Origin of the sequence: Arenivirga flava, from assembly GCF_030161575.1 — a bacterium.
Taxonomy (GTDB): Bacteria; Actinomycetota; Actinomycetes; order Actinomycetales; family Microbacteriaceae; genus Arenivirga; species Arenivirga flava.
Genome location: NZ_BSUL01000001.1, coordinates 2,608,869 through 2,629,524, shown reverse-complemented (window position 1 = coordinate 2,629,524; position 20,656 = coordinate 2,608,869). Strand labels below are relative to the sequence as shown.

Annotated in this window: 23 protein-coding genes, 1 tRNA gene and 2 pseudogenes; 10 read left to right on the top strand and 16 right to left on the bottom strand. The window is 73.0% G+C overall.

What is annotated here, in order from left to right:
- Positions 1-275: 275 nt before the first annotated feature.
- The 5 genes from QQK26_RS12710 to QQK26_RS12690 form a co-directional block, all read right to left on the bottom strand.
- Positions 276-905 (bottom strand): DNA-directed RNA polymerase subunit beta, encoded by a 630-nt coding sequence (locus QQK26_RS12710; RefSeq protein ID WP_284233330.1) that lies wholly within the window; start codon positions 903-905, stop codon positions 276-278.
- Positions 906-1,386: 481 nt separating this feature from the next.
- On the bottom strand, positions 1,387-2,220 hold the full coding sequence (locus QQK26_RS12705) for a hypothetical protein (protein WP_284233328.1): 834 nt from the start codon (positions 2,218-2,220) through the stop codon (positions 1,387-1,389).
- Entirely contained in the window at positions 2,220-3,287 is a 1,068-nt protein-coding gene (locus tag QQK26_RS12700) for a DNA adenine methylase (protein ID WP_284233325.1), read from the bottom strand. Before QQK26_RS12700 ends, QQK26_RS12705 begins: the two co-directional genes overlap by 1 nt.
- 148 nt (positions 3,288-3,435) lie before the next feature.
- Positions 3,436-3,624, bottom strand: a complete 189-nt coding sequence (locus tag QQK26_RS12695) for a hypothetical protein (protein ID WP_284233323.1) — start codon at positions 3,622-3,624, stop codon at positions 3,436-3,438.
- A gap of 79 nt (positions 3,625-3,703) precedes the next feature.
- Positions 3,704-4,204: a YbhB/YbcL family Raf kinase inhibitor-like protein gene (locus QQK26_RS12690; RefSeq protein WP_284233321.1), complete on the bottom strand. Its 501-nt coding sequence runs from the start codon at positions 4,202-4,204 to the stop codon at positions 3,704-3,706.
- A 146-nt stretch (positions 4,205-4,350) separates the two neighbouring features.
- Between QQK26_RS12690 and QQK26_RS12685 the strand changes: the two genes are divergently transcribed.
- Both QQK26_RS12685 and QQK26_RS16275 read left to right on the top strand, forming a co-directional pair.
- Positions 4,351-5,430, top strand: a complete 1,080-nt coding sequence (locus QQK26_RS12685; protein ID WP_284233320.1) for an NAD-dependent epimerase/dehydratase family protein — start codon at positions 4,351-4,353, stop codon at positions 5,428-5,430.
- A 26-nt stretch (positions 5,431-5,456) separates the two neighbouring features.
- A pseudogene (locus QQK26_RS16275) lies at positions 5,457-5,771 on the top strand (glycosyltransferase); the annotation flags it as partial.
- 194 nt (positions 5,772-5,965) lie between these two features.
- Here the strand turns inward: QQK26_RS16275 and QQK26_RS16270 are convergent.
- Positions 5,966-6,103, bottom strand: coding sequence for a hypothetical protein (locus QQK26_RS16270; RefSeq protein WP_348520018.1), 138 nt, complete (start codon positions 6,101-6,103; stop codon positions 5,966-5,968).
- 98 nt (positions 6,104-6,201) lie between these two features.
- Here QQK26_RS16270 and QQK26_RS12675 point away from each other — a divergent pair, with 98 nt between their 5' ends.
- Complete coding sequence (locus QQK26_RS12675) at positions 6,202-6,837, top strand: TIGR04282 family arsenosugar biosynthesis glycosyltransferase (protein WP_284233318.1); 636 nt, start codon at positions 6,202-6,204, stop codon at positions 6,835-6,837.
- 13 nt (positions 6,838-6,850) lie between these two features.
- On the opposite strand, the gene QQK26_RS12670 is transcribed toward QQK26_RS12675, so the two are convergent.
- From QQK26_RS12670 to QQK26_RS12655, 4 genes are all read right to left on the bottom strand, one after another.
- Positions 6,851-7,009 carry a hypothetical protein gene (locus QQK26_RS12670; RefSeq protein WP_284233316.1) on the bottom strand — a complete coding sequence of 53 codons (159 nt, stop codon included), beginning with the start codon at positions 7,007-7,009 and terminating at the stop codon, positions 6,851-6,853.
- 51 nt (positions 7,010-7,060) lie between these two features.
- Positions 7,061-7,261, bottom strand: a complete 201-nt coding sequence (locus tag QQK26_RS12665) for a hypothetical protein (RefSeq protein WP_284233314.1) — start codon at positions 7,259-7,261, stop codon at positions 7,061-7,063.
- Positions 7,262-7,388: 127 nt separating this feature from the next.
- Positions 7,389-7,670 (bottom strand): hypothetical protein, encoded by a 282-nt coding sequence (locus tag QQK26_RS12660; protein ID WP_284233312.1) that lies wholly within the window; start codon positions 7,668-7,670, stop codon positions 7,389-7,391.
- 71 nt (positions 7,671-7,741) lie between these two features.
- A complete protein-coding gene (locus QQK26_RS12655) occupies positions 7,742-8,107 on the bottom strand; it encodes a hypothetical protein (protein ID WP_284233310.1) in 366 nt (121 codons plus the stop codon).
- Between the two features lie 139 nt (positions 8,108-8,246).
- On the opposite strand from QQK26_RS12655, the gene QQK26_RS12650 reads away from it, so the two are divergent.
- A complete protein-coding gene (locus QQK26_RS12650) occupies positions 8,247-8,975 on the top strand; it encodes a Pr6Pr family membrane protein (protein ID WP_284233308.1) in 729 nt (242 codons plus the stop codon).
- Here the strand turns inward: QQK26_RS12650 and QQK26_RS12645 are convergent.
- Complete coding sequence (locus tag QQK26_RS12645; RefSeq protein WP_284233306.1) at positions 8,972-9,442, bottom strand: hypothetical protein; 471 nt, start codon at positions 9,440-9,442, stop codon at positions 8,972-8,974. The two genes, QQK26_RS12650 and QQK26_RS12645, sit on opposite strands and share 4 nt — an antisense overlap.
- A complete protein-coding gene (locus QQK26_RS12640; protein ID WP_284233304.1) occupies positions 9,439-10,644 on the bottom strand; it encodes a molybdopterin-dependent oxidoreductase in 1,206 nt (401 codons plus the stop codon). The genes QQK26_RS12645 and QQK26_RS12640 overlap by 4 nt, the downstream gene beginning before the upstream one ends.
- A gap of 75 nt (positions 10,645-10,719) precedes the next feature.
- Between QQK26_RS12640 and QQK26_RS12635 the strand changes: the two genes are divergently transcribed.
- The 3 genes from QQK26_RS12635 (at position 10,720) to QQK26_RS12625 (ending at position 14,533) form a co-directional block, all read left to right on the top strand.
- The gene (locus QQK26_RS12635; RefSeq protein WP_284233302.1) at positions 10,720-12,111 is read left to right on the top strand and encodes a glycosyltransferase family 87 protein; all 1,392 of its coding nucleotides are present in this window, start codon (positions 10,720-10,722) and stop codon (positions 12,109-12,111) included.
- Between the two features lie 129 nt (positions 12,112-12,240).
- Positions 12,241-12,930: a hypothetical protein gene (locus QQK26_RS12630; RefSeq protein ID WP_284233300.1), complete on the top strand. Its 690-nt coding sequence runs from the start codon at positions 12,241-12,243 to the stop codon at positions 12,928-12,930.
- A 112-nt stretch (positions 12,931-13,042) separates the two neighbouring features.
- Positions 13,043-14,533, top strand: a complete 1,491-nt coding sequence (locus tag QQK26_RS12625) for a glycosyltransferase family 39 protein (RefSeq protein WP_284233282.1) — start codon at positions 13,043-13,045, stop codon at positions 14,531-14,533.
- A gap of 51 nt (positions 14,534-14,584) precedes the next feature.
- Here QQK26_RS12625 and argG read toward each other — a convergent pair whose 3' ends face one another.
- A complete protein-coding gene (argG, locus tag QQK26_RS12620; RefSeq protein WP_284233281.1) occupies positions 14,585-16,000 on the bottom strand; it encodes an argininosuccinate synthase in 1,416 nt (471 codons plus the stop codon).
- A gap of 39 nt (positions 16,001-16,039) precedes the next feature.
- Positions 16,040-16,112 (bottom strand) — tRNA-Lys (locus QQK26_RS12615).
- A 66-nt stretch (positions 16,113-16,178) separates the two neighbouring features.
- On the opposite strand from QQK26_RS12615, the gene QQK26_RS12610 reads away from it, so the two are divergent.
- Positions 16,179-16,856, top strand: coding sequence for a lysoplasmalogenase family protein (locus QQK26_RS12610; protein ID WP_284233279.1), 678 nt, complete (start codon positions 16,179-16,181; stop codon positions 16,854-16,856).
- Positions 16,853-17,611 carry an HNH endonuclease family protein gene (locus QQK26_RS12605; protein WP_284233277.1) on the top strand — a complete coding sequence of 253 codons (759 nt, stop codon included), beginning with the start codon at positions 16,853-16,855 and terminating at the stop codon, positions 17,609-17,611. The genes QQK26_RS12610 and QQK26_RS12605 overlap by 4 nt, the downstream gene beginning before the upstream one ends.
- A 558-nt stretch (positions 17,612-18,169) precedes the next feature.
- Here the strand turns inward: QQK26_RS12605 and QQK26_RS12600 are convergent.
- On the bottom strand, positions 18,170-18,445 hold the full coding sequence (locus QQK26_RS12600) for a DUF4190 domain-containing protein (RefSeq protein ID WP_284233270.1): 276 nt from the start codon (positions 18,443-18,445) through the stop codon (positions 18,170-18,172).
- A gap of 66 nt (positions 18,446-18,511) precedes the next feature.
- Positions 18,512-19,435 (bottom strand): aldose 1-epimerase family protein, encoded by a 924-nt coding sequence (locus QQK26_RS12595; RefSeq protein WP_284233269.1) that lies wholly within the window; start codon positions 19,433-19,435, stop codon positions 18,512-18,514.
- A gap of 114 nt (positions 19,436-19,549) precedes the next feature.
- Here QQK26_RS12595 and galT point away from each other — a divergent pair.
- Positions 19,550-20,634: pseudogene (galT, locus tag QQK26_RS12590) on the top strand (galactose-1-phosphate uridylyltransferase).
- Positions 20,635-20,656 lie beyond the last annotated feature (22 nt).

The following is a 20,656-nucleotide window of genomic DNA, read 5'->3' as shown; positions in this document are numbered from 1 at the left end:
GTCCGGTCCGCGCTGCGCGAACGGCGCGGCGGTCGGGCGTTGCGGCGCCGGACGAGCCAGCCCTCACCCGAGGATTCGCACCGGCTCGGCGGCGGGCACGGCAACACGGAGTTCAGGAGTATGACCACGGCACGCCGCTGGCTGAGCCTGCCGGAACGGCGAGTCGCACCGCGGTTCCTGAACTCCAGCAACACGGCTCGGAAGCACACCCGGCCGGCGTCGCGCAGACGACTGGGCACGGGCGGACCGATGCGCCGCGGACGGGCGTCATGCGCTCAGTCGAGCGTGCCGTCGTTCCAGAGGCGCGCGGCCGCGGTGAGCTCGTCGGCCATGGAGCTGAGCCGCAGGGCCCGGCGGGTGAGCCGCTCGGCCCGCTCGGGCTCGGTGGCCTCGAGGTCGTTCGCGACGCTGGTCGAGCCGCGAGCCGCCAGACGGCAGAACGAGGCCGCACGCTCGAGGGCGATGGCGAGATCGCCGTCGAAGACGCCGCGCAGGATGAGATCGCTCAGCTCGAGCACGTCCGCGGGGCCGGCGGGGTCGGCGGCACCCGCGACGACGGGGTCGATCGTGCCGAGCTCGTCGACGCCGCGTTGGAAGAGCCAGCTCGACTCGGTCGCGTCGTGGGTGATGAAGGCCCGCGTCAGGTAGACGCGCCAGAGCGCACCGGGCAGCGTCTCGGCGCGGGTGTGCGACCACAGCTCCGCGACCGTCTCGAGGCCGTGCTCGTCGGTGAAGTGCACGAGCCGCTCGACGACGGCGGGATCGGCGCCCTCGCGCACCCGGGCCAGCAGCGCCTGGGCGGTCTCGTGGGCCGCGCGGGTGCGCTGCGCCGGATCGGGCGCGCCCTCGAACACGTCGAAGCGGTGCCCCGCGAAGAGCGTGGGCTTGTGGAAGTCGTCGGCCATAGGTGGACCAGGGTACGCCGACGTCATCGAGGACGCAGCGACCATGCTCGCGCCCCGGCCCGAATGCGGCTCGTGCCCGCCCCGACGTGACTCGTGCCTGCCCGAACGTGAGTCGTGCCTGCCCCAACGTGGCTCGTGCCTGCCCCAACGTGGCCTTGCTGGAACGGTCCCGACCGGGAGCACTCCCTCGCCAAAACGAAGGAGAAATCGCGCAACACGCCGACTCGGCACTCGAAACTGCGGCGTGTCCCGCAGAACACCTTCGTTTTGGCGCGGAGTGGGAAGGTCGAGGCGCGAGGCGCACCGTCCGCTGGTGGAACGTTCCCGAGCGGGAGCGCTCCCTCGCCAAAACGAAGGAGAAATCGCGCGACACGCCGACTCGGCACTCGGAACTGCGGCGTGTCCCGCAGAACACCTTCGTTTTGGCGGGGAGGGGGACGGGGGAGGTGGGCGGCGGGCGGGCGGAGTCGGGAGCGGGGTGTCAGAGCAGGGCGAGCCTGCGGGCCGCCTGCTCGAGGTCGTCGCGGAAGCGGTCGAGGGTGGCGAGCGTGTAGAGGCCGTCGATCTCGCCGCCCGCCCAGAGCGCGTGGATGCGGCGCAGGTCGGACTGGCGGCTGAGCCAGCCGATGCCGTCGACGACCGCGAACACGAACTGCGTCGGCTTGCGTACGCTGGCCATCTCGACGATCTCGCGCACCGCGTCGCCCAGCTTCGAGCCGGTGGAGTCGAAGCCTTTGGCGGCGACGGCGATGACCGGCTCGTCGCCGCGCAGCACGAGCAGATCGGCGGGGGCGTCGTGCCCGCGGCCCTGGAAGCGCGTGCGGGTGCGCACGGTGAGGCCGAGGTCGAGCGCGATCTGCTCGATGCGGTCCTCAATGCGGCGACCGGAGCGACCGGCCGCGGCGGCGCGGGCGCGCGAGCCGGCGCGCGCGACGAGCAGGTCGCCGAAGGTGAAGGTGGCGTGGCGGTGCTCGGCGAGCACGCCGAGCAGGTCGAACTCCTCGTCGAGGTAGGCGATGAGCTCGGCGGGGCTGCGCAGCGCGACCTGGCGCGCGCTCGTCGTGCCGAAGCGCTCGCGCAGCACGTTCTTCATCCGCTCCTGGGTAAGGCCCACGACGAGGCCGAGCAGGCCGGCCTGGTCGGCGTGCGTCGCGGCCCACCACTCGAGCGCGTCGGCGTCGATCCACTGCAGGCCGGCCAGGTCGTCGGCGACGGCCCGGATGAGATCGGACTCCTCGCTGGCTGCCAGTGGGTCGACGTGCACCGAGAGCCGGCCGAGCGTGCCGACGTACTGCTCGAAGTCGGGGACCGCCATCAGCGGGCCACGAAGATGTACTCGCTCACCGCTCGGCGCGTGGCCGCGGCGTGGGTGCCGAAGGAGTACGAGTGCGCCACCGGCAGCACCTCGACGCTCGGCTTCACCCGGCGCAGCAGCGCCTCGATGGTCTGGGCGTCGGGCACCGAGTTGCTCGAGTACGAGAGCACGATGGTGCCGGCCTCCGCGAACTGCTCGAAGGTGCGCTCGAGCGCCGCCTCGACGGTGCGCCGGTAGGCGAAGGGGGTGAAGCGCTTGGCGATCTTCTTGGTCTTCGTCTCGGGCATGATCTCCTGCCCGCGCCAGTAGGTGGCCAGCCCCTGCAGGAAGTGGTACCGCTTCATGTAGTCGGCGTCGTCGCTCGGCGGCGCGTAGGGCGGGTCGAGGTAGACGAGGCTCGGCGACTCGACGGCGAGCTCGGCGACGTCGCCGCAGTGCGCCGCGTGTCCCGCGCCCCGGTCGAAGACGGCGGCGTCGTACTCGGCGGCGCGCAGCGCGAAGTGCTCGCGCAGCGAGAGGCGCAGGTCGCGGCGGCCGTCGTCGTAGCGCGACGAGTCGGTGAAGGTGAAGACGCCGCGCGGCTGCTTGCGCGCCGCCGAGAGCACGAGCGCCGAGATGGCGAGCGCGCGCTCGGCGCCGTCGAGCAGGTCGATGTGCGACCACGCGCTGTCGAGGAAGCGGCGGTCGTCGGCGTCGAAGTAGAGGCCGTCGAAGGTGCTGGCGATGAAATCGCGGTCGTCGAGCGGCTCGCCGGCGATGCGCGCGACGAGCTCGTCGCCGAGCCGCACGCCCTGGTTGACCACGACCGCCTCGGCGATCGCGGTCGGGAAGGCGAGGAAGTCGTTCGATACGACCCGGAAGCCCTGCGCCTTGAGCAGGTAGGACACCACGCCGCTGCCGGAGAACGCGTCGACGGCGGTGCCGCCGCCGGCCGCGGCGAACACCTCGGCGAGCGGCTTGGCGAGCCGGAACTTCGAGCCCATGTAGCGCAGCCGCGGGAACCGCGCCACCTGCTGCAGCGCCAGGTCGACGGAGCCCGGCGTGGCCGGGTGCTCCGCGATGGTCATCCGCTCATTCTGCCCGATCGGGGCGCCTCGGCCGGCGCCCCGGGCGGGCGCGGGCGAGCTGCGGAGCGCGGATGGGGGCATACGGCGAGTGTGCCGCGCACCGCCGACATCGCGGCCTGCCGCATCCGCTCGCCCGCGCTGCCGCCCGTCAGCGCAGCAGCAGCGCCGTGACGGCCGCGGCGAGGACGAGCAGGCCGGTCGCCAGCGCGACGAGCGCCCGACGGATGGAGCCCGGTCGCGGGCCGGCATCGCGGCCGCCGAACGGCTGCTGCAGGTTTTGATCGAGCCCGGTGAGGAGGTCGGGTGCGCTCTCGCGCTGCTGGCCGGGATCGCTCATGGGCCCATCATGACCGGCGGGCGGCACGACCGCGACGCACGGCGACGCATGGAGCAACGGGAACGGAGCCGGGCGGGCGTCAGTCCTCGTCGGGCGTCGCCGTGCCGACCAGGATCGCGCGGCCGAGCACGTGGCCGATCGCCGTGAACTGCAGCGCGGCCGGGCTGGCCTCGGGCGGCAGGTCGAGGTGCTCGACGTCGAGCGCGGTGGCGGCGAAGAAGTAGCGGTGCGTGCCGGTGCCGGCGGGCGGCGCGGCGCCCGTGTAGCCGGTGCCGCCGACCGAGTTGCGGTAGCGCAGCACGCTCTCGGGCAGGCGGATGCCGGCCTCGAGCTCGGTGAGGCCCACGGGCAGGATCGCGAGCCAGTGCCAGAAGCCGCCGGCGATGGGCGCGTCGGGGTCGAAGACCGTCAGCAGCACGCTCTTGGTGCCCTCGGGCAGCGGGCCGATCGACAGCGCCGGCGAGATGTGCCCGCCGTGCGCCCAGGCCCGCGTCGGCAGGGCCCCGCCGTGCTCGAAGTCGATGCTCGAGATCGGGAACTCGGGCGCGGGGATGGCGTTCTCGTAGGGGTCGTAACCCATGTCGGTCCTTCCGGAGAGCGGATGCGGTGCCCCCACTCTCGCAGCAAGCACCGTCGAAGCACCCGGGTGCGGGCCGGGAGTCCGCAGGCCGCGGTCGGGCGCCGCTGCCAGACTGCGATGACGGACGACCGGATGAGAGGACGCGCATGACGCAGGGGAAGGGCCGGCTGCTCGTGACCGGCGGGGCCGGATTCATCGGCGGCGCCGTCGTGCGCGCCGCCCTCGAGGACGGCTGGTCGGTGCGGGTGCTGGACTCGCTGCGCCGCGACGTGCACGGCGCCGAGACGCCCGCCGCACCCGACGGCGTCGAGCTCGTGCACGGCGACGTGCGCGACGACGCGGTGCTCGATCGCGCGCTGGAGGGCGTCGACGCGGTGAGCCACCAGGCCGCCAAGGTGGGCCTCGGGGTCGACTTCTCGGACGCCCCCGACTACGTCTCGAGCAACGTGCTCGGCACCGCGCAGCTGCTCGCGGCGATGGAGCGCGCCGGCGTGCGGCGCCTCGGTGTCGCCAGCTCGATGGTGGTCTACGGCGAGGGCGCCTACCGGGGCCCGACGGGCCCCGCCCGCCCGGCGCCGCGCACGGTCGCCGACCTCGAGGCCGGACTCTTCGACCCCCGCGACGCGGACGGCGCCGTGCTCGAGCCCGGCGTCATCGCCGAGGACGCCGCCCTCGACCCGCGCAACGCCTACGCGCTGAGCAAGCTCGCGCAGGAGCACCTGGCCGCGACGTGGGCCCGGTCGACCGGCGGACGGGCGGTCGCCCTGCGCTACCACAACGTCTACGGCCCCGGCATGCCGCAGAACACGCCCTACGCGGGCGTCGCCTCGCTGTTCCGCTCGGCGATCGAGCGCGGTGAGGCGCCCCGGGTCTTCGAGGACGGGGCGCAGCGCCGCGACTTCGTGCACGTCGCCGACATCGCGGGCGCCAACCTCGCCGCCCTCGCCGCGACCGGCGACGACCGGCTCGACGCCCACGCCGGCTTCCGCGCCTACAACGTCGGCAGCGGCGTCGTGCACACGATCGGCGACCTCGCGGCGGCGCTGAGCCGCAGCAGCGGCGGCGCGCATCCGATCGTCACCGGGCAGTACCGGCTCGGCGACGTGCGGCACATCACGGCCTCCTCCGAGCGGATCGCGAGCGAGCTCGGCTGGCGCGCCGCCGTCGGCTTCGACGAGGGGATGGCGGAGTTCGCCACGGCCCCGCTGCGCGCCGCAGCGCGCTGAATCGACGAGGGCTCCGAAGGATCAGCATGGATGCATCGCACAGGTACGACGTCGACGTGGTGCTCCCGGCGCTCAACGAGGAGCGGGCCCTGCCGCGCATCCTCGGGCGGCTGCCGGAGGGGTACCGGGCGATCGTGGTCGACAACGGGTCGACCGACCGCACCGCGGCCGTGGCGGCCGAGCTCGGTGCGCTCGTCGTGCACGAGGCGCGACGCGGGTTCGGGGCGGCCGCCCACGCCGGGCTGCTCGCCGCAACGGCGCCGCTCGTGGCCTTCTGCGACGCGGACGCGTCGATGGACCCGCAGGACCTGCCCCGGGTGGTCGACCCGGTGCGCCGCGGCGAGGTCGAGCTGATGCTCGGTCGCCGGCGCGCGACGACGCTGCGCGCGTGGCCCGCGCACGCCCGCTTCGCCAACCTCGTGCTCGCGCGGCTCATGCGACGCGCGACCGGCGTGCGCCTGAGCGACCTCGGCCCGATGCGCGCGGCCGACCGCGAGGCGCTGCTGGCTCTCGACCTGCGCGACCGCCGCAGCGGCTACCCGCTCGAGATGGTGCTGCGGGCCTCGGAGGCGAGCTGGCGCATCCGCGAGACCGACGTGCCGTACGCACCGCGCGAGGGGCGCTCGAAGGTGACCGGCACGGTGCGCGGCACGATCAACGCGGTGCGCGACATGTCCCGGCTGCTCGCCGAGGTCCGGACCCATCCCCCGCGGCGCCGCTCCGAACCCAGGGATCCGACGAGGAGTCCAGTCAGCACGAGGAGACGGCACGATGACGACACTGATCCTGATCGCCAAGCCGCCGCTGCCGGGGCGGGCGAAGACCCGCCTGCATCCGCCCCTCACGCTCGAGGAGGCCGCCGACGTGGCCGCCGCCTGCCTCGCCGACAGCCTGGAGTTCGTCCGCGACGCTCCCGCCAGCCGGCGCATCCTGCTCTGGGACGGCGACCAGCCTCCCGCGGGCGCGGAGGGCTTCGAGGTGGTGCGCCAGGTCGAGGGCTCGCTCGACGTGCGCCTCGGCGCGGTGTTCGACGCGGTCGACGAGCCGTGCGTGCTGATCGGCATGGACACGCCGCAGCTGCGGTTCGAGCACCTCGCCGTGCCGCTGGGCGGCTGGCCGGACGACGCGGACGCGGTCATGGGCCCCGCCAGCGACGGCGGCTGGTGGTCGCTGGGCTTCCGCGAGCCGACCGGCGATCTGCTGCGCGGCGTGCCGATGTCGCGCGACGACACCGCGCTGCAGCAGCGCCGCCGCATCGAGGAGGCGGGGCTGCGGCTGCGCACCCTCGCGACGCTGACGGACGTGGACACCTACGACGCGGCGATGGAGGTCGCCGAGGCGGACCCGCTCACGCGCTTCGCCGCGACCTTCCGCTACCTGGACAGCAGGGTCGCCCTCCAGGGCTGAGCGGAGGAGGCGTTCAGGCGTCGCGAGCCGGCTGGCCCACCGGCGTGGCCGTCTCCGGCGTGTCCAGCACGACGAGGTCGCACACCGGGCAGTGCCAGTGCGCCGCCTCGGCGCTCCCCGCGGCGTCGAGCGCTCCCGAGCAGTTGGGGCAGACCGGGGCGCCGAGGTACATGGGCCGACCGTAACGCCCGCGGAAGGCGGGCTCCGCAGGTGCAGCTGCCGGTCAGGAGGAGGCGGGCGCCATCCATCCGGCGACCGCCACGGTGGAGAGCCCGACCGCCGAGGCGACCTCGTCGATCGGTACGCCGCGCAGCACGAGCGCGACGCTGCGGGCGCGCAGCTCGACGAGGCTGCGGCGCTGCGCGGCCGTGATGCGCTCGTGCTCGTCACCGATGCGGCTGAGCTCCTGCAGGGCGCGTTCCATGGTCGTCTCCCCGGTTCAGCCGCGCAGCGTGCGCAGCAGGAACGCCGCGAGGACGGACTGGATCGTGCGCGGCCGGGCGGGGACCGCTCGGGTCGCGGGGCGCAGGTCGTCGCTCATCGTCATCGCCTCAGGCCGGATCGGTGAGCATCCGCAGCGCCGCCGCGAAGATGCGGTGCTGGCCGACCTCGACGGCCCGGTCCGCGAACGGTCCGGCGAGGGCGACCCAGATCGGTCCGGCCGCCTCGAGGTAGCCGATCACCGCGTCGCCGTGGCTGACGCGGTACCGCGTCATGGATTCCGGATGCACGGTCGCCCTCCGGGCGTGCCCGAACACGGGGTGCTCGATGCGAGCGGATGCGATGCGGTCGTCGGTGCCTGTGGCCCGCGTGGGCTGGTCGAGAAGGGTCATGCTGTCATCCCTGGTTCCGTGCGTCTCGTGCGTCTCGTGCGGATGCGTCGGTCGAGTGAGGGTCGGTGGGGTCAGGCGGAGAGGGCGTTGGAGCGCTGCTTCGCGTACTCGGGCAGCTCGTCGCTGCTGCGGATCGTGACCATGGCCACGAGGCGCTTGTGCTTGTGGATCGGGTCGATGCGCCAGGAGCCGCAGCGCTCGACGAGCGAGTCGACGAGCACGAAGTCGGCGGCCACCTCGCGCTCGGCGTCGGTGTCGATGACGCTGCGCGCCATCAGGTTGCGGCGCATGTCGGTGATCTCGATCACGACGGTGGGCGTGCCGTCGATGCCGGGTCGGCTGTAGACGGCGACGGTGTCGGCGACTGCGGCCTCGGACGCGGTCAGCGCGTCGACGGTCGGGACGGCCGACAGGTGGGTGGTGCGGTCGATGCTCATGGCAGGACTCCTCCGCTCGAGGATTCGTTCGGTACAAGAACGACTCTGTCATATAGCTAGTTGCTCTAGCAATATCTGCCTCTAGCTACATCGCTGAGCGGATAACCGCCCCCGACCAGCACTGTGGGAGCATCCCCTCATGACCGTCACGTCGCCCTCCATCGGGTCCGCCTCGCGGATCGACACCGTCTGGGCGGTCCTCAGGCTCCTCGTCGTCATCGTCGCGATCGCCGCCACGTTCGAGCAGGCGAGACTCGCCGCGCAGCTCGCGGAGGCGCTCGACATCGAGCCCATCACGGCCATCGGCCGCCTGTTCACCTTCTTCACGGTCCTGTCGAACACCTCGCTGATCGTGGTGCTCGCGATCGCCGGCGTGCGGACCCTGCGCGTGCCCGAGCCGCTCGACCCGCGATGGCTGGCGATCCTGCTGGTGTCGATGTCGACGGCGATGATCGTGACCGGCCTGGTCTACAACGTCGTGCTGCGCTCCGTGGGCGACGCCGACATCAGCAGCGGCTGGTCCAACGCCGTCCACCACGTCGTCGGACCGCTGTTCGTGCTCGCCGACCTGCTGTTCGCCCCTCGGCGACGGGCGCTGCCGTGGTCGGCCGCCCTCTGGGGCCTCGTGCTGCCGCTCGCCTGGTCGGCGCTGACGCTCGCCACCGGCCCGTTCAGGGAGTCATTCTCGACCGGCAGGCCCCCGTGGTACCCGTACCCGTTCCTGGACCCCGCGACCGCCGGCGGGTACGGCGGCGTCGCGCTCTGGGTGCTCGGCATCGCCGCGCTCTTCGTGGTCGTGACGCTGACGGAGGTCGCGATCGGCCGGTGGCGCGGCCGTCCGGCACCGCTCGGCGATCAGTCGGCCTAGCCGCCGTCGGGGTCGTCCCGTCTCGGCCGCTCGACGTGTTCCCGCCGCCCGCGCGCCAGCACGACGGCGATCGCCGCCGCGGTGACGAGCGCGAGACCGGCCTGGAAGCGGATGAGGTTGCCCGCGTAGTCGAGCGGCAGGATCGTCGGGTTCGCACTGCCGATGCCCTGCTTGAGGATCTCCGGCAGGACGAGCGCGGTCACCAGGGCCGCGACCACGAGCGCGGCCTGCAGGATGAGGACCACGGAGAGCGGCACGCGCCGGCCGACCCGACGCAGCAGCAGGTGCACGCCGAGCACGATGGGCGCCAGGACGGCGTCGTGCAGCACGAGCGCCCCGGCGAACCAGAGCGCGATGCCGAGGTACCGCGCCGGGTTCACATCGAGCAGCAGCACCAGGCCGCCCAGACCGATGACCAGGACCCCGACCGCGATGAACGCGAGCTGCCAGCGCCGCACGGCGGTCACGCGATCACCTCCAGCCGGCTCAGCCACTTCGTCTGCAGCACGCCGGGCCGCGCCGGCGAGATGATGCGCGCCGGGTAGCCGTGGTCGATGTCGAGCACCTCGCCGTTCAACCGCAGCGCGACGAGCGTGAGCGGATCGCGCACGAACTCCGGCCCGATCTCGCTGACCCCGTACGCGCCCTTCGTCTCCAGACTCACCGCGCGCACCGCGACGTCCGGAGCGGCGCCCACCAGGTCGAGCAGGTCGCGCACGCGCACGCCGGACCAGGTCGCCATGCGGCTCCAGCCTTCGACGCAGGCGATCGGCAGGTCGACGGTCACCTGCTCCAGGTCTCGCAGCGCATCCGCATCCAGCACCGTGCGGCGGTCGCCGTCGACGATCGAGAGCGTCCAGCCGGCGGACCTGGCGAGCTGCACGACGCCGGCGTCCTCGGCGGTGCGGTTGATCGGCAGCCCCTGCGGGCCGATGCGGGGGTCGCGTGGGGCGAAGAGGTTGAGCGGCTGCAGCGGAGCGAAGGACTGGCCGCCGGTCGTCAGAACGACGGCGGCGGAGCCCGCGGCGACGGTGCCGAGGAAGGCGCGGCGGGTCGCGGTCGGCGATCCGTCCATCCACCGGTGCAGCCGGCCCGTCGCTCCGCTCGCCGTCGTCTCCTCGCGGGGGCGCGACCGCCAGTGCCGCAGGATCACCGGCAGCTTCACGCCGATGTGCACGGCCAGCGAGCCGATGACGACGAAGGAGAGCGCGTAGTGGGTCTGGCGGAACGGGAACGGGAACAGCTGGTACCACTGCACCGTGTTGATGAAGCCGATGACGATCTGCACGAGCGACGAGGCGACGAGCAGGGCGATCGACGCGCGCTCCAGGAGGTGCGGGAGGGAGCGGACCGCGGGCGTCTGGAAGAGCTGCGGGTAGACGACGTGCAGCTTGCCGAGCAGCAGCGGGAAGCAGAGGATGCCGGCCGTGATGTGCAGGCCCTGGGTCCACTGGTAGAGCTGCGTCGGGCGCGTCGGGAACACCATCCACGGGAGCGGGTCCTGCAGGAAGTGGCTGTACAGGCCCGTGCCGAAGCAGACGAGGAAGGCGACGCCGAGCAGGCGCCCGAGCACGACGGCCATCCGGGGCGTGCGCGTGGGCGACGCGAGGCGGGCGCGGTAGGCGCTCATGCCCCGCTCGATCGCGGCGACGGCTTCGCGTGGCGTCATCGTCGGCTCCGTTCGGCTGGTCGTGCGCTCGGCATGCTCTTCGGAGCGGCTCGGCGATAGGACAGGATGGGCCGCATGCGAGCGCCCCTGACCGTCATCCTGCTCCTGGTCTCCGCGGCGCTGACGGCCTTCTCAGCCGCCGCCCTGCCGTTCTACTTCCGCACCGACCGGGTGACCCTGCCGGTGATCACCGCGGTGCTCTGGCTGCTCTTCGCCGCCGCGCTGTGGTCGCTGCGGGGTGTTCACGGCCGCAAGGCGGTCACGATCGTGCTGCTCGGAGCGGTCGCGATCGGCGGCGCCGCGCTGGCCGGCCCGCCGAACACCAGCACCGACTCCGCCCGCTACGCCTGGGACGGCATCGTGCAGAACGCCGGCGTCTCGCCCTACGCGCACGTGCCCGCCGACCCCGCGCTGGCCGAGCTGCGCACCGACTGGCTGTTCCCCCCATCCGTCGACGGAGGCTGCGACGGCGAGCGGGTCATGACCTTCGAGGAGGTCGGCACGGGTGAGGTGCTCTGCTCCACGATCAACCGCGCGACCGTGCCGACGATCTACCCGCCCGTCGCGCAGGCGGCCTTCGCGGCGGTGCGCTGGCTCGTGCCGGTCGAGGCCCAGTACCAGCCCATGCAGGTGCTCGGCCTGCTGATCTCGCTCGCGGTCACCGGACTGCTGCTGCGCGCGCTGCACCGGGCCGGGCGCGATCCGCGCTGGGCGGCGCTGTGGGCGTGGTGCCCGCTCGTGGCGACCGAGGCGGTCACCAACTCGCACATCGACGCGCTCGGCGCCCTGCTGCTCGTGCTCGCGACGATGGCGGCCGCCTCGAACCGGCGATGGCTCGCCGGGATCGCGCTCGGCGCATCCGTCGCCACCAAGCTCATCCCCGTCATCGGAGCCCCGGCGCTCGCGCGGCCCGGCTGGTGGCGCACGGCGCTCGCGGCCGTCGCGGTCTTCCTGCTCGTCTACGTGCCGGCCGTGCTGAGCGACGGTCCGGGTGTGCTGGGCTATCTGCCCGGCTACCTCTCCGAGGAGGGCTACGAGTCCGGCGAGCGGTTCATCATGCTGAGCTGGCTGGCTCCGGGCCTCGGCGCCACCCTGCTCGCCGCGGCGCTGATCGCCGTCGCCGCCGTGCTCGTCTGGCGCAAGACCGATCCCGCCGACCCGTGGCTCGGCCAGCTGGTGATGATCGGTGTCGTGCTGCTCGTCGTGACGCCGCGCTACCCCTGGTACGCGCTGCTGCTGCTGCCGATGATCGCCATGACCGGACGCTGGGAGTGGCTGCTGGTGCCGCTCGCGCTGACCGAGCGACTGCTCTTCCCCGACGTCCCCGCGGCCCGCCTCGCGGTCGTCCTCGCGGTCGTCGGCATCGTCGTCGGCACCGTTCGGAGGGCCCAACCTGGATGGCACCTGCGCGCGCTGCGAGAAATCCGGAACCCGTTCCGAGGACCGATCTCGCACGAAAAAACCTGATCAGCGGTGGTTTATGGCCGATCGCGGCGCGACGAGGCCGAGCGAATTCGAGCGAACCTGCAATCCGATCCCGCCGGGTCGGCGAATCCCCTGACGTCCGCAAGTCACCGCACACAGAGGATCACCATCATGCGCAAGCTCTACAAGACCACCATCGGCATCGCCGCCGCCGGCCTCCTCGTCGGAAGCCTCGCCGCCTGCTCGACCCCCGCCGAGGAGGAGCCCACCACGGAGAGCTCCCCGAGCGAAGAGGCCCCCGCCGCCGACCCCGAGCCCCTCGCCTCGATCCCCGCGCTGGACGGCGTCGACACCCAGGTCACCCTGGACGCCGGCTTCGTCGAGGCCCTCGGCACGCTCGGCCTGACCCCGGGCGTCATCGGCGGCGCCACGCTGAGCCCGGAGGGCGTGCTCGCCTTCCCGATCACCGGCGGCAACGTCGACTACTACGACCCGGCCGAGGACTACCGTCCGTACGTGCAGGGCGAGATCGACCACGAGGGCTCCGGCATCTCGCTCACGGCCGGCGACACCGTCGTCGAGCTGACCGACTTCGTCATCGACCCGGGCACCTCGGAGCTCACGGGCACCGTGACCGTCAACGGCGAGGTCGCCGGCGAGGACGTCTTCATCTTCAACCTCGACGGCTCCACGCTGAACCCGCTCGAGATGGACGCTGACGGCAACGCCGTGCTCGAGGGCACGACCGTCTACATCAGCGAGGACGCCGCCCCGCTGCTGAACCAGACGTTCAACACCGACGCCGTCACCGACCAGCTGGTCGTCGGCATCGCGAAGATCACCGCTCGCGCCGCGAGCTGATCACCGCAGCACCACCGAAGGCCCGTCGCGCATCGCGCGGCGGGCCTTCAGGCTGTTCGCACCGGCCGTTCCATCCGCTCCGCCAGGATCGATGGGTCCCGAGGAGGGCTCCGTGACCAGCAGCATCGAGACGCCCCGGGCGACGATCCCGGCGGGCGCCCTGCGACGCTGGTCGCCGGCCGCCGTCGGCGCGCTCGCCTCGGCCCTGGCCCTGATCGGCGCCACCGTGCCCTCCGTCTGGTACGACGAGGCCGCCACCGTCACCGCGACGACCCGCGGATGGGACGGCCTGTGGGCCATGACCGCGAACGTGGACGCGGTGCACGCCGCGTACTACCTGCTCATGCACGTCGTGTTCGAGGTCGCCGGCTACTCGCCGCTCGCGCTGAGGCTGCCGAGCGCGCTGGCCGTCGGCGCCACCGCCGCGCTGCTCGTGCCGCTCGGCCGCCGGATCGGCGGGCATCGCCTTGGCCTGCTCGCCGGTCTCGTCTTCGCTGTGCTGCCACGCACGCTCTGGATGGGGGCCGAGGGACGCTCCTACGCCTTCGCCGCGCTGCTCGTCACCGCCGCCACGCTCGTGCTGCTCATCGCCCGCGACAGCCCGCGACGACGCTGGTGGATCGGCTACGCAGCGCTCGCCGCGCTCTCGATGGTCGTCTTCGTCTACTCGGCCCTGGTGCTGATCGCCCACGCCGCAGCGGTGCTGGGCGGGCCGCGGCCCGCGCTCCGGCGGTTCGTCGTGGCCGGCGGCGCAGCGGCGGCCTCCGTCGCTCCGCTCGTGCTGCTCATCGTCCGGCAGCGCGGGCAGATCTCCTGGCTGCCCGAGGTCGACGTCGGCTTCGTGCCCGCCGTGCTGGTGCAGCAGTGGTTCGGGGGTGACCGCTTCTCGTGGCCCAGCGGACCGATCGACGTCGTCGCCGCATCCGTCGGCTGGGTCCTGACGATCGCCGGTCTCATCGTGCTGCTGCGCCGGCGCGATCACTCGGGCCCGCTGCTGCTCGCGCTGGTGGCCCTGCCGACCGCGGCGCTGCTGCTCATCACCGCGTTCGTGCTGCCGTTGTACAGCCCCCGGTACCTCACGGTCTGCCTGCCGTTCGTCGCGCTCGCGATGGCCGTCGGCGTCGAGGCGCTCCCCCGCGGCCGCTGGCCCGTGCTCGGCCTCATCGCAGCGCTCGGGCTCGCGTCGCTCGGTGTGCAGCGCCACCCCGAGGCGAAGGAGGGCACCGCCTGGCCCGAGGTCGCGGCGTGGGTGTCGGCGGATCGAGCGGATGCGATGGCCACCGCGGTCGTGTACGGCCACCTGCGCTTCCACCCCCGGGCCACCCCGGAGGTCATCGCGACGGCCTACCCGGACCCGTTCGCCGGCCTGACCGACGTCACGCTCGAGCGCAGCGCCGTCGACGCGGGCACGCTGTGGGCCGAGCGCGCACCGCTGGCCGCCTCGCTCGACCGCCTCGACGACGCGCAGCGCGTCTACCTCATCGGCAGCGAGGTGCAGCACGACCTCGAGGATCAGGCCCGGCTCGTCAGCCGCGCCGGGTTCTCCGAGACCGAGCGCGTGCGCATCGGGCACGTCGTCATCGTGCGCCTCGACCGGGGCTGAGCGGCGAAGGGCCGGACCCGACGGGTCCGGCCCTTCATCGCGTGCTGCAGCTCAGTCGGTGCCGGCGTCGAACGCTGCGCGGTTGCTCACCGCGTCGAGCGCCTCGTGGTGCTCCGTGCCGGCGATCGCCTCGGCGCCGCCCTGCTCGAGGTCTCCGATGAGCTTGGCGGCCTCGCCGACGAGCAGACCCTGCGCGGCGTACTGCTCGAGACGGGTGCGGCTGTCGGCGATGTCGAGGTTGCGCATCGTCAGCTGACCGATGCGCTCCTCCGGTCCGAAGGCGGCCGTGCCGACCTTCTCCATCGAGAGCTTCTCGGGGTGGTAGCTCAGCGAGGGGCCCTCGGTGTTCATGATCGTGTAGTCGTCGCCGCGGCGCAGGCGCAGCGTGACGGTGCCGGTGACCGCCGAGGCGACCCACTTGACGATCGACTCGCGCAGCATGAGCGACTGCGGGTCGAGCCAGCGCCCCTCGTACATGAGGCGGCCGAGGCGGCGGCCCTGCTCGTGGTAGGTCGCGAGGGTGTCCTCGTTGTGGATCGCGTTGACGAGCCGCTCGTAGGCGGTGTGCAGCAGCGCCATGCCCGGAGCCTCGTAGATGCCGCGGCTCTTGGCCTCGATGATGCGGTTCTCGATCTGGTCGCTGATGCCCAGGCCGTGACGACCGCCGATGAGGTTCGCCTCGTGGACCAGCGCGACCGCATCCGTGTACTCGTGGCCGTTGATCGCGACGGGCCGACCGGCCTCGAAGGTGATCGAGACGTCCTCGGTCGCGATCGCGACGTCCTCGCGCCAGGGGGCGACCCCCATGATCGGCTCGACGATGGTGACGCCGGTGTCGAGGAACTCGAGCTTCTTGGCCTCGTGGGTGGCGCCCCAGATGTTGGCGTCGGTCGAGTACGCCTTCTCGGCCGAGTCGCGGTAGGGGAAGCCGTGCGCGACCAGCCACTCGCTCATCTCGGTGCGTCCGCCGAGCTCGTTCACGAAGTCGGCGTCGAGCCACGGCTTGTAGATGCGCAGACCCGGGTTGGCCATGAGGCCGTAGCGGTAGAAGCGCTCGATGTCGTTGCCCTTGTAGGTGGAGCCGTCGCCCCAGATGTCGACGCCGTCCTCCTTCATGGCGCGCACGAGCAGGGTGCCGGTGACGGCGCGGCCCAGCGGCGTGGTGTTGAAGTAGGTCTTGCCACCCGAGCGGATGTGGAAGGCGCCGGTCTGCAGCGCCGCGAGGCCCTCCTCGACGAGCAGCTCGCGGCAGTCGACCAGGCGGGCGATCTCGGCGCCGTACTCGGTCGCGCGCGCCGGCACGGCGTCGATGTCGGGCTCGTCGGGCTGGCCGATGTTCGCGGTATAGGTGCAGGGGATCGCGCCCTTGTCGCGCATCCAGGCGACGGCGACGGAGGTGTCGAGGCCGCCGGAGAAGGCGATGCCGACGCGCTCGCCGACGGGGAGGGAGGAGAGGACCTTGGACACGCTGCCACCTTGATCTTGCGGGGGTTTGCTGATGGATCGTGCCCCCGGTGGGGCTCGAACCCACGACCCGCGGATTAAAAGTCCGATGCTCTGCCAACTGAGCTACAGGGGCGACCGGCACCATCCTAGGCGGCGCGGGGCGCGGCCGCCGTCGGTGGTCGGCCCTACAGTCGAGCTCGTGACGACGACCGCCGCGCCCCGAGCGCTCACGCCCGCCTCGGCGGCGTTCGCGATCGCCTCGCTCGCGCACCTCGTGAGCCTGCTGCCGGGCATGCCCGAGGCGCTGAACCTGGCCACGAAGGCCGCGATCGTGCCGCTGTTGACGGCGGCCGTGCTCGCGGCGGTCCCGGGGCGCCGGCCTCCGGCGCTGCTGCTCGCCGCGCTCGGCGCGTCCTTCGCCGGGGATCTGCTGCTCATGCTGCCCGACGCCTTCCTCGGCGGGGTCGCCTGCTTCCTCGTGGCGCAGGCCCTCTACCTGTCGCTGCTGCTGCCGCGCACCACCGGCCGGCCGCTGCTCCTGCCGGTCGCCCTGTACCTCGCGGCGTTCGCGGGCCTGCTCGCGCTGCTCGGCCCGAGCCTCGGGGCGCTGCTGCCGGCGCTCGCCGTCTACGGCGCCGTGCTCTGCGCGATGGGCGCGGTCGCGGCGCGCGGCGGGCTCGTGCTCGCCCTCGGCGGCGCGAGCTTCGTGGTCTCGGATGCGCTGCTGGCGGTCGCGAAGTTCGTGCCCGGATGGGATCGGTCGGCCGTGCACATCGTCACGATGGCGACCTACTGCGCCGCGCAGGCGCTGCTCGCCTGGGGCGTGCTGCGACTCGACCTGCGGCGTGCCCGCACCGCCGGGCGGTCCGCGGGATGAGCCGCTCGGCCCGGCGGCGGCGCGGCGCCGCGATCCCCGCCGCGCTCGTGGGCGCCGTCGCGCTCGTCGTGCTGCTGGCGACGCAGCTGGGTGGGCTGGAACTCGGCGGCGCCTCGACGGGGCAACCGCCCGCATCCGCTCCCGTCGCGCTCGCCCCGGCCCATCCGAGCGGGCTCACCGCGGTCGAGGCGCTGGCAGCCCTCGAGGTGAAGGGGCCGGCCCCCGCGACCGGGTACGACCGCGAGGGAGGATTCGGCACGGCCTGGCTCGACGTGGACCGCAACGGCTGCGACACCCGCAACGACGTGCTCGCCCGCGACCTGACCAGCATCGACGCACCGGGCGGCTGCCGGGTGCTCGGCGGTGAGCTGCGCGACCCCTACACGGGCGAGACGATCGCCTTCGTGCGCGGGCAGGACACCTCGACGGCCGTGCAGATCGACCACGTCGTGGCGCTCCAGAACGCCTGGCGCACCGGAGCGCAGCAGCTCGCGCAGGAGGACCGGGTGGCGCTCGCCAACGATCCGCTCAACCTGCTGGCGGTCGACGGTCCGACGAACTCGGCCAAGGGCTCGGGCGACGCGGCCACCTGGCTGCCGCCGTCGAAGGGCATCCGCTGCGAGTACGTGGCACGGCAGGTCTCCGTGAAGGCGGCCTACGGCCTCTGGGTCGTGCCGGCCGAGCGCGACGCGATCGCCCGAGTCCTCGAGACGTGCCCGGAGCAGCCCGCGTACCTGTCGACCCTCGAGTACTGACGCGGCGCCGACTCGACCGCGCGCGGCCCCGTTTCGTCCGCGCGCGGCCCCGGCTCGACGGCGCGCGGCACCAGCTCGACCGCGCGCGGCACCAGCTCGACCGCGCCACAACTCAGCACCGTCGCGACAAGTCAGCACCGTCTTCGGGGCCGAGATGTCGCCGCGGTGCTGAGTCGCGCGGGCAGCACCGACTCGTCTCCGCACGTCACCAGCACGACCGCGCGCGGCACCAGCTCGACCGCGCCACAACTCAGCACCGTCGCGACAAGTCAGCACCGTCTTCGGGGCCGAGTTGTCGCCGCGGTGCTGAGTTGCGGGGAGCATCGACTCGTCTGCGCGCGGCACCAGCTCGTCTGCGCGCGGCAACGGCTCGACCGCGCGCGGCGCCGGCTCGCCCGCGACACAACTCAGCACCATCGCGACAAGTCAGCACGGTCTTCGGTGCCGAGTTGTCGCCGCGGTGCTGAGTCGTGGGGTTGCGGCCCGGCGCAACGCGGTGCGCGCACCGCGGCCCGGCGCAACGCGAGCCGGCGCACCACGCGCGCACCGCGGCGGCGCTCAGACGAAGAACAGGAACGGCAGCGCGACCGCGCCGAAGGCGAACGCGAGCGCGATGAGGACCCAGCCGAAGAGCACCAGCGCGCTGACGACGATGCCGGCCCAGGCCAGGCCACGTCCCTCGGGCTCGCGGCGCAGGCCCATGATGCCGAGCACGAACGCGGCGATCGGGGCGATGAAGGTCCAGCCGAAGAGCACCGATGCGAGGGCGACGACGAGGCTGGCGATGGAGAGGCCCCGGCTCGGGGCGACGGTCGAGGACTGGTACTGGCTCATGCCTTCGACGCTAACGAGCGGATGCGGGGGCGCACCATGGTGCTGTCCCCCGCATCCGCTCGGTGGTCACCCGGCGGTGTAGCCCACGCCCCAGCTGGCCGCGAAGCGCTCGCCGGGCTCGAGCCACTGCAGGCCCTCGCCGGTGTTGAGCGCGTTCGGCGGCGCGGTCATCGGCTCGATCGCGATGGCGAGCTCGGGGCCGTCGGCGGTCGGGAAGGTCTCGGTCGTGTAGACCTGGATCCACCCGAAGACCTGCTCCTGCCAGAGGTCGAGCACACCGTCGGGGCCGGCGACGGTGGTGACCGTGCGACCGTCCTGCACCGCGAGTCCGCCGAAGGCGTCGTCGAGGCTCAGCTCGCCGAGCGCCTTGCCGGCGCGCAGGTCGTAGCCGCCGTCGACCGCGACGGTGCCCGTCGGGATGAGGCGCTCGTCGACGGCGTAGCGGAGGTCCGCCGGCACGGTCACGACCAGCTCGGCCTTCGGCGTCGCACCGAGGCGGAAGAACGGATGCGTGCCGAACGCCACCGGCGCGCGCTCGCCCGAGAGGTTGCGGGCCGTGTAGGTGACGGTGAGTCCCTCGTCGCCGAGCGCGTAGCGCGCCTCGATATCGAGGGTGAAGGGCCAGCCGTGCTGCGGGTGGATGCGGGCGACGAGCGTGATCGACGACTCGTCCTGGTCGACGACGCGGTAGGGCTGGAAGCGCAGCAGGCCGTGCAGGGCGCTTCCGGTCTTCGGCTCGGTGATGTCGAGCTGCAGGGTCTCGCCCTCGTGGGTCCAGCGGGAGTCCTCGACGCGGTTCGGCCACGGCGCGAGGGTGATGCCCATGCCCGACGGCGGCTGCGACGACTCGGGGAACGTCTCCACGAGCTCGAGGCCGTCGACGGCGAGGTGGCGCAGGCCGGCCGCGACCTCGGTGACGATGGCGCTCCAGCGGCGGCCATCGGATGCGGTGCGGGAGAGCAGGTACTGCTCGCCGGTGGCGGGGATCATGCGGGGCTCCTTCGACGCCTGCGCGGCGGCTCCGCGCATCCGACACCACGCTAGCGTCGAAGCGGATGATGCGGAACTTTGCGTTCTGAGCGTTTTCGATCGTATGCTGCGCGGGTGACCACCACTGCTGCGGGCATCCGCATCATCGCCGACAGGCTCGCCGACGGGCGCGACATCATCTACTTCGACGACGCCGGCAGCGAGCGCCCGGTCGACCGCGCGGCCGATGCGCGCGAGCTCGACCCGCGCCCCGCGACCGCCCACATGCGCCAGGACGTGCTCACCGGCGAGTGGATCACCGTCGCAGCCGCGCGCTCGAACCGCGCCCACCTGCCGCCGGCCGAGCTCGACCCGCTCGCTCCGCAGACCGCCAGCAACCCCAGCGAGGTGCCCGACGACTACGACGTCGTCGTCTTCGAGAACCGCTCGCCCTCCTTCGGCCCCGCGCACCACGGCGTCGAGGGCGTCGAGGAGATCGGATTCGAGCGCTCGCTGGAGTCCGTCGGCCGCTGCGAGGTCGTCTGCTTCTCGCCCGCGCACGACGGCAGCGTCGCGAGCCTGCCGACGACGCGCATCCGCACCATCATCGAAGCCTGGGCCCACCGCACCGAGGCGCTCAGCGCGCTGCCCGGCGTGGCCCAGGTGTTCCCGTTCGAGAACCGCGGCGAGGCGATCGGCGTCACGCTGCACCACCCGCACGGGCAGATCTACGCGTACCCGTACGTGACCCCGCGCACCCAGCAGCTGCTGCGCTCGATCGAGCGCGTCGGCCCCGATCTGTTCCAGCAGCTGCTCGAGCGGGAGCAGGCCTCCGACCGCGTGCTGATCCGCGGCGAGCACTTCACCGCCTTCGTGCCGTTCGCGGCGCGCTGGCCCTCGAGGTGCACCTGCTGCCGCACCGCCACGTCCCCGACCTCGCCGGCCTCGACGACGCCGAGCGCGACGAGCTGGCGGAGTTCTATCCGCGGCTGCTGCGCGGCATCGACGCGCTCTACCCGGACCCCACGCCGTACATCGCCGCCTGGCACCAGGCGCCCGTCGCGCACCGCGGCACCGTGCGGCTGCACCTCGAGATCACGTCGCCGCGGCGCGCCGAGCACAAGCTCAAGTTCCTCGCCGGGTCGGAGGCCGCCATGGGCGCCTGGGTCGGCGACCTCGTGCCCGAGCAGACCGCGGCGCGGCTGCGGGAGGTGCTGTGATGCGGATGCGGGCGGCCGGCCG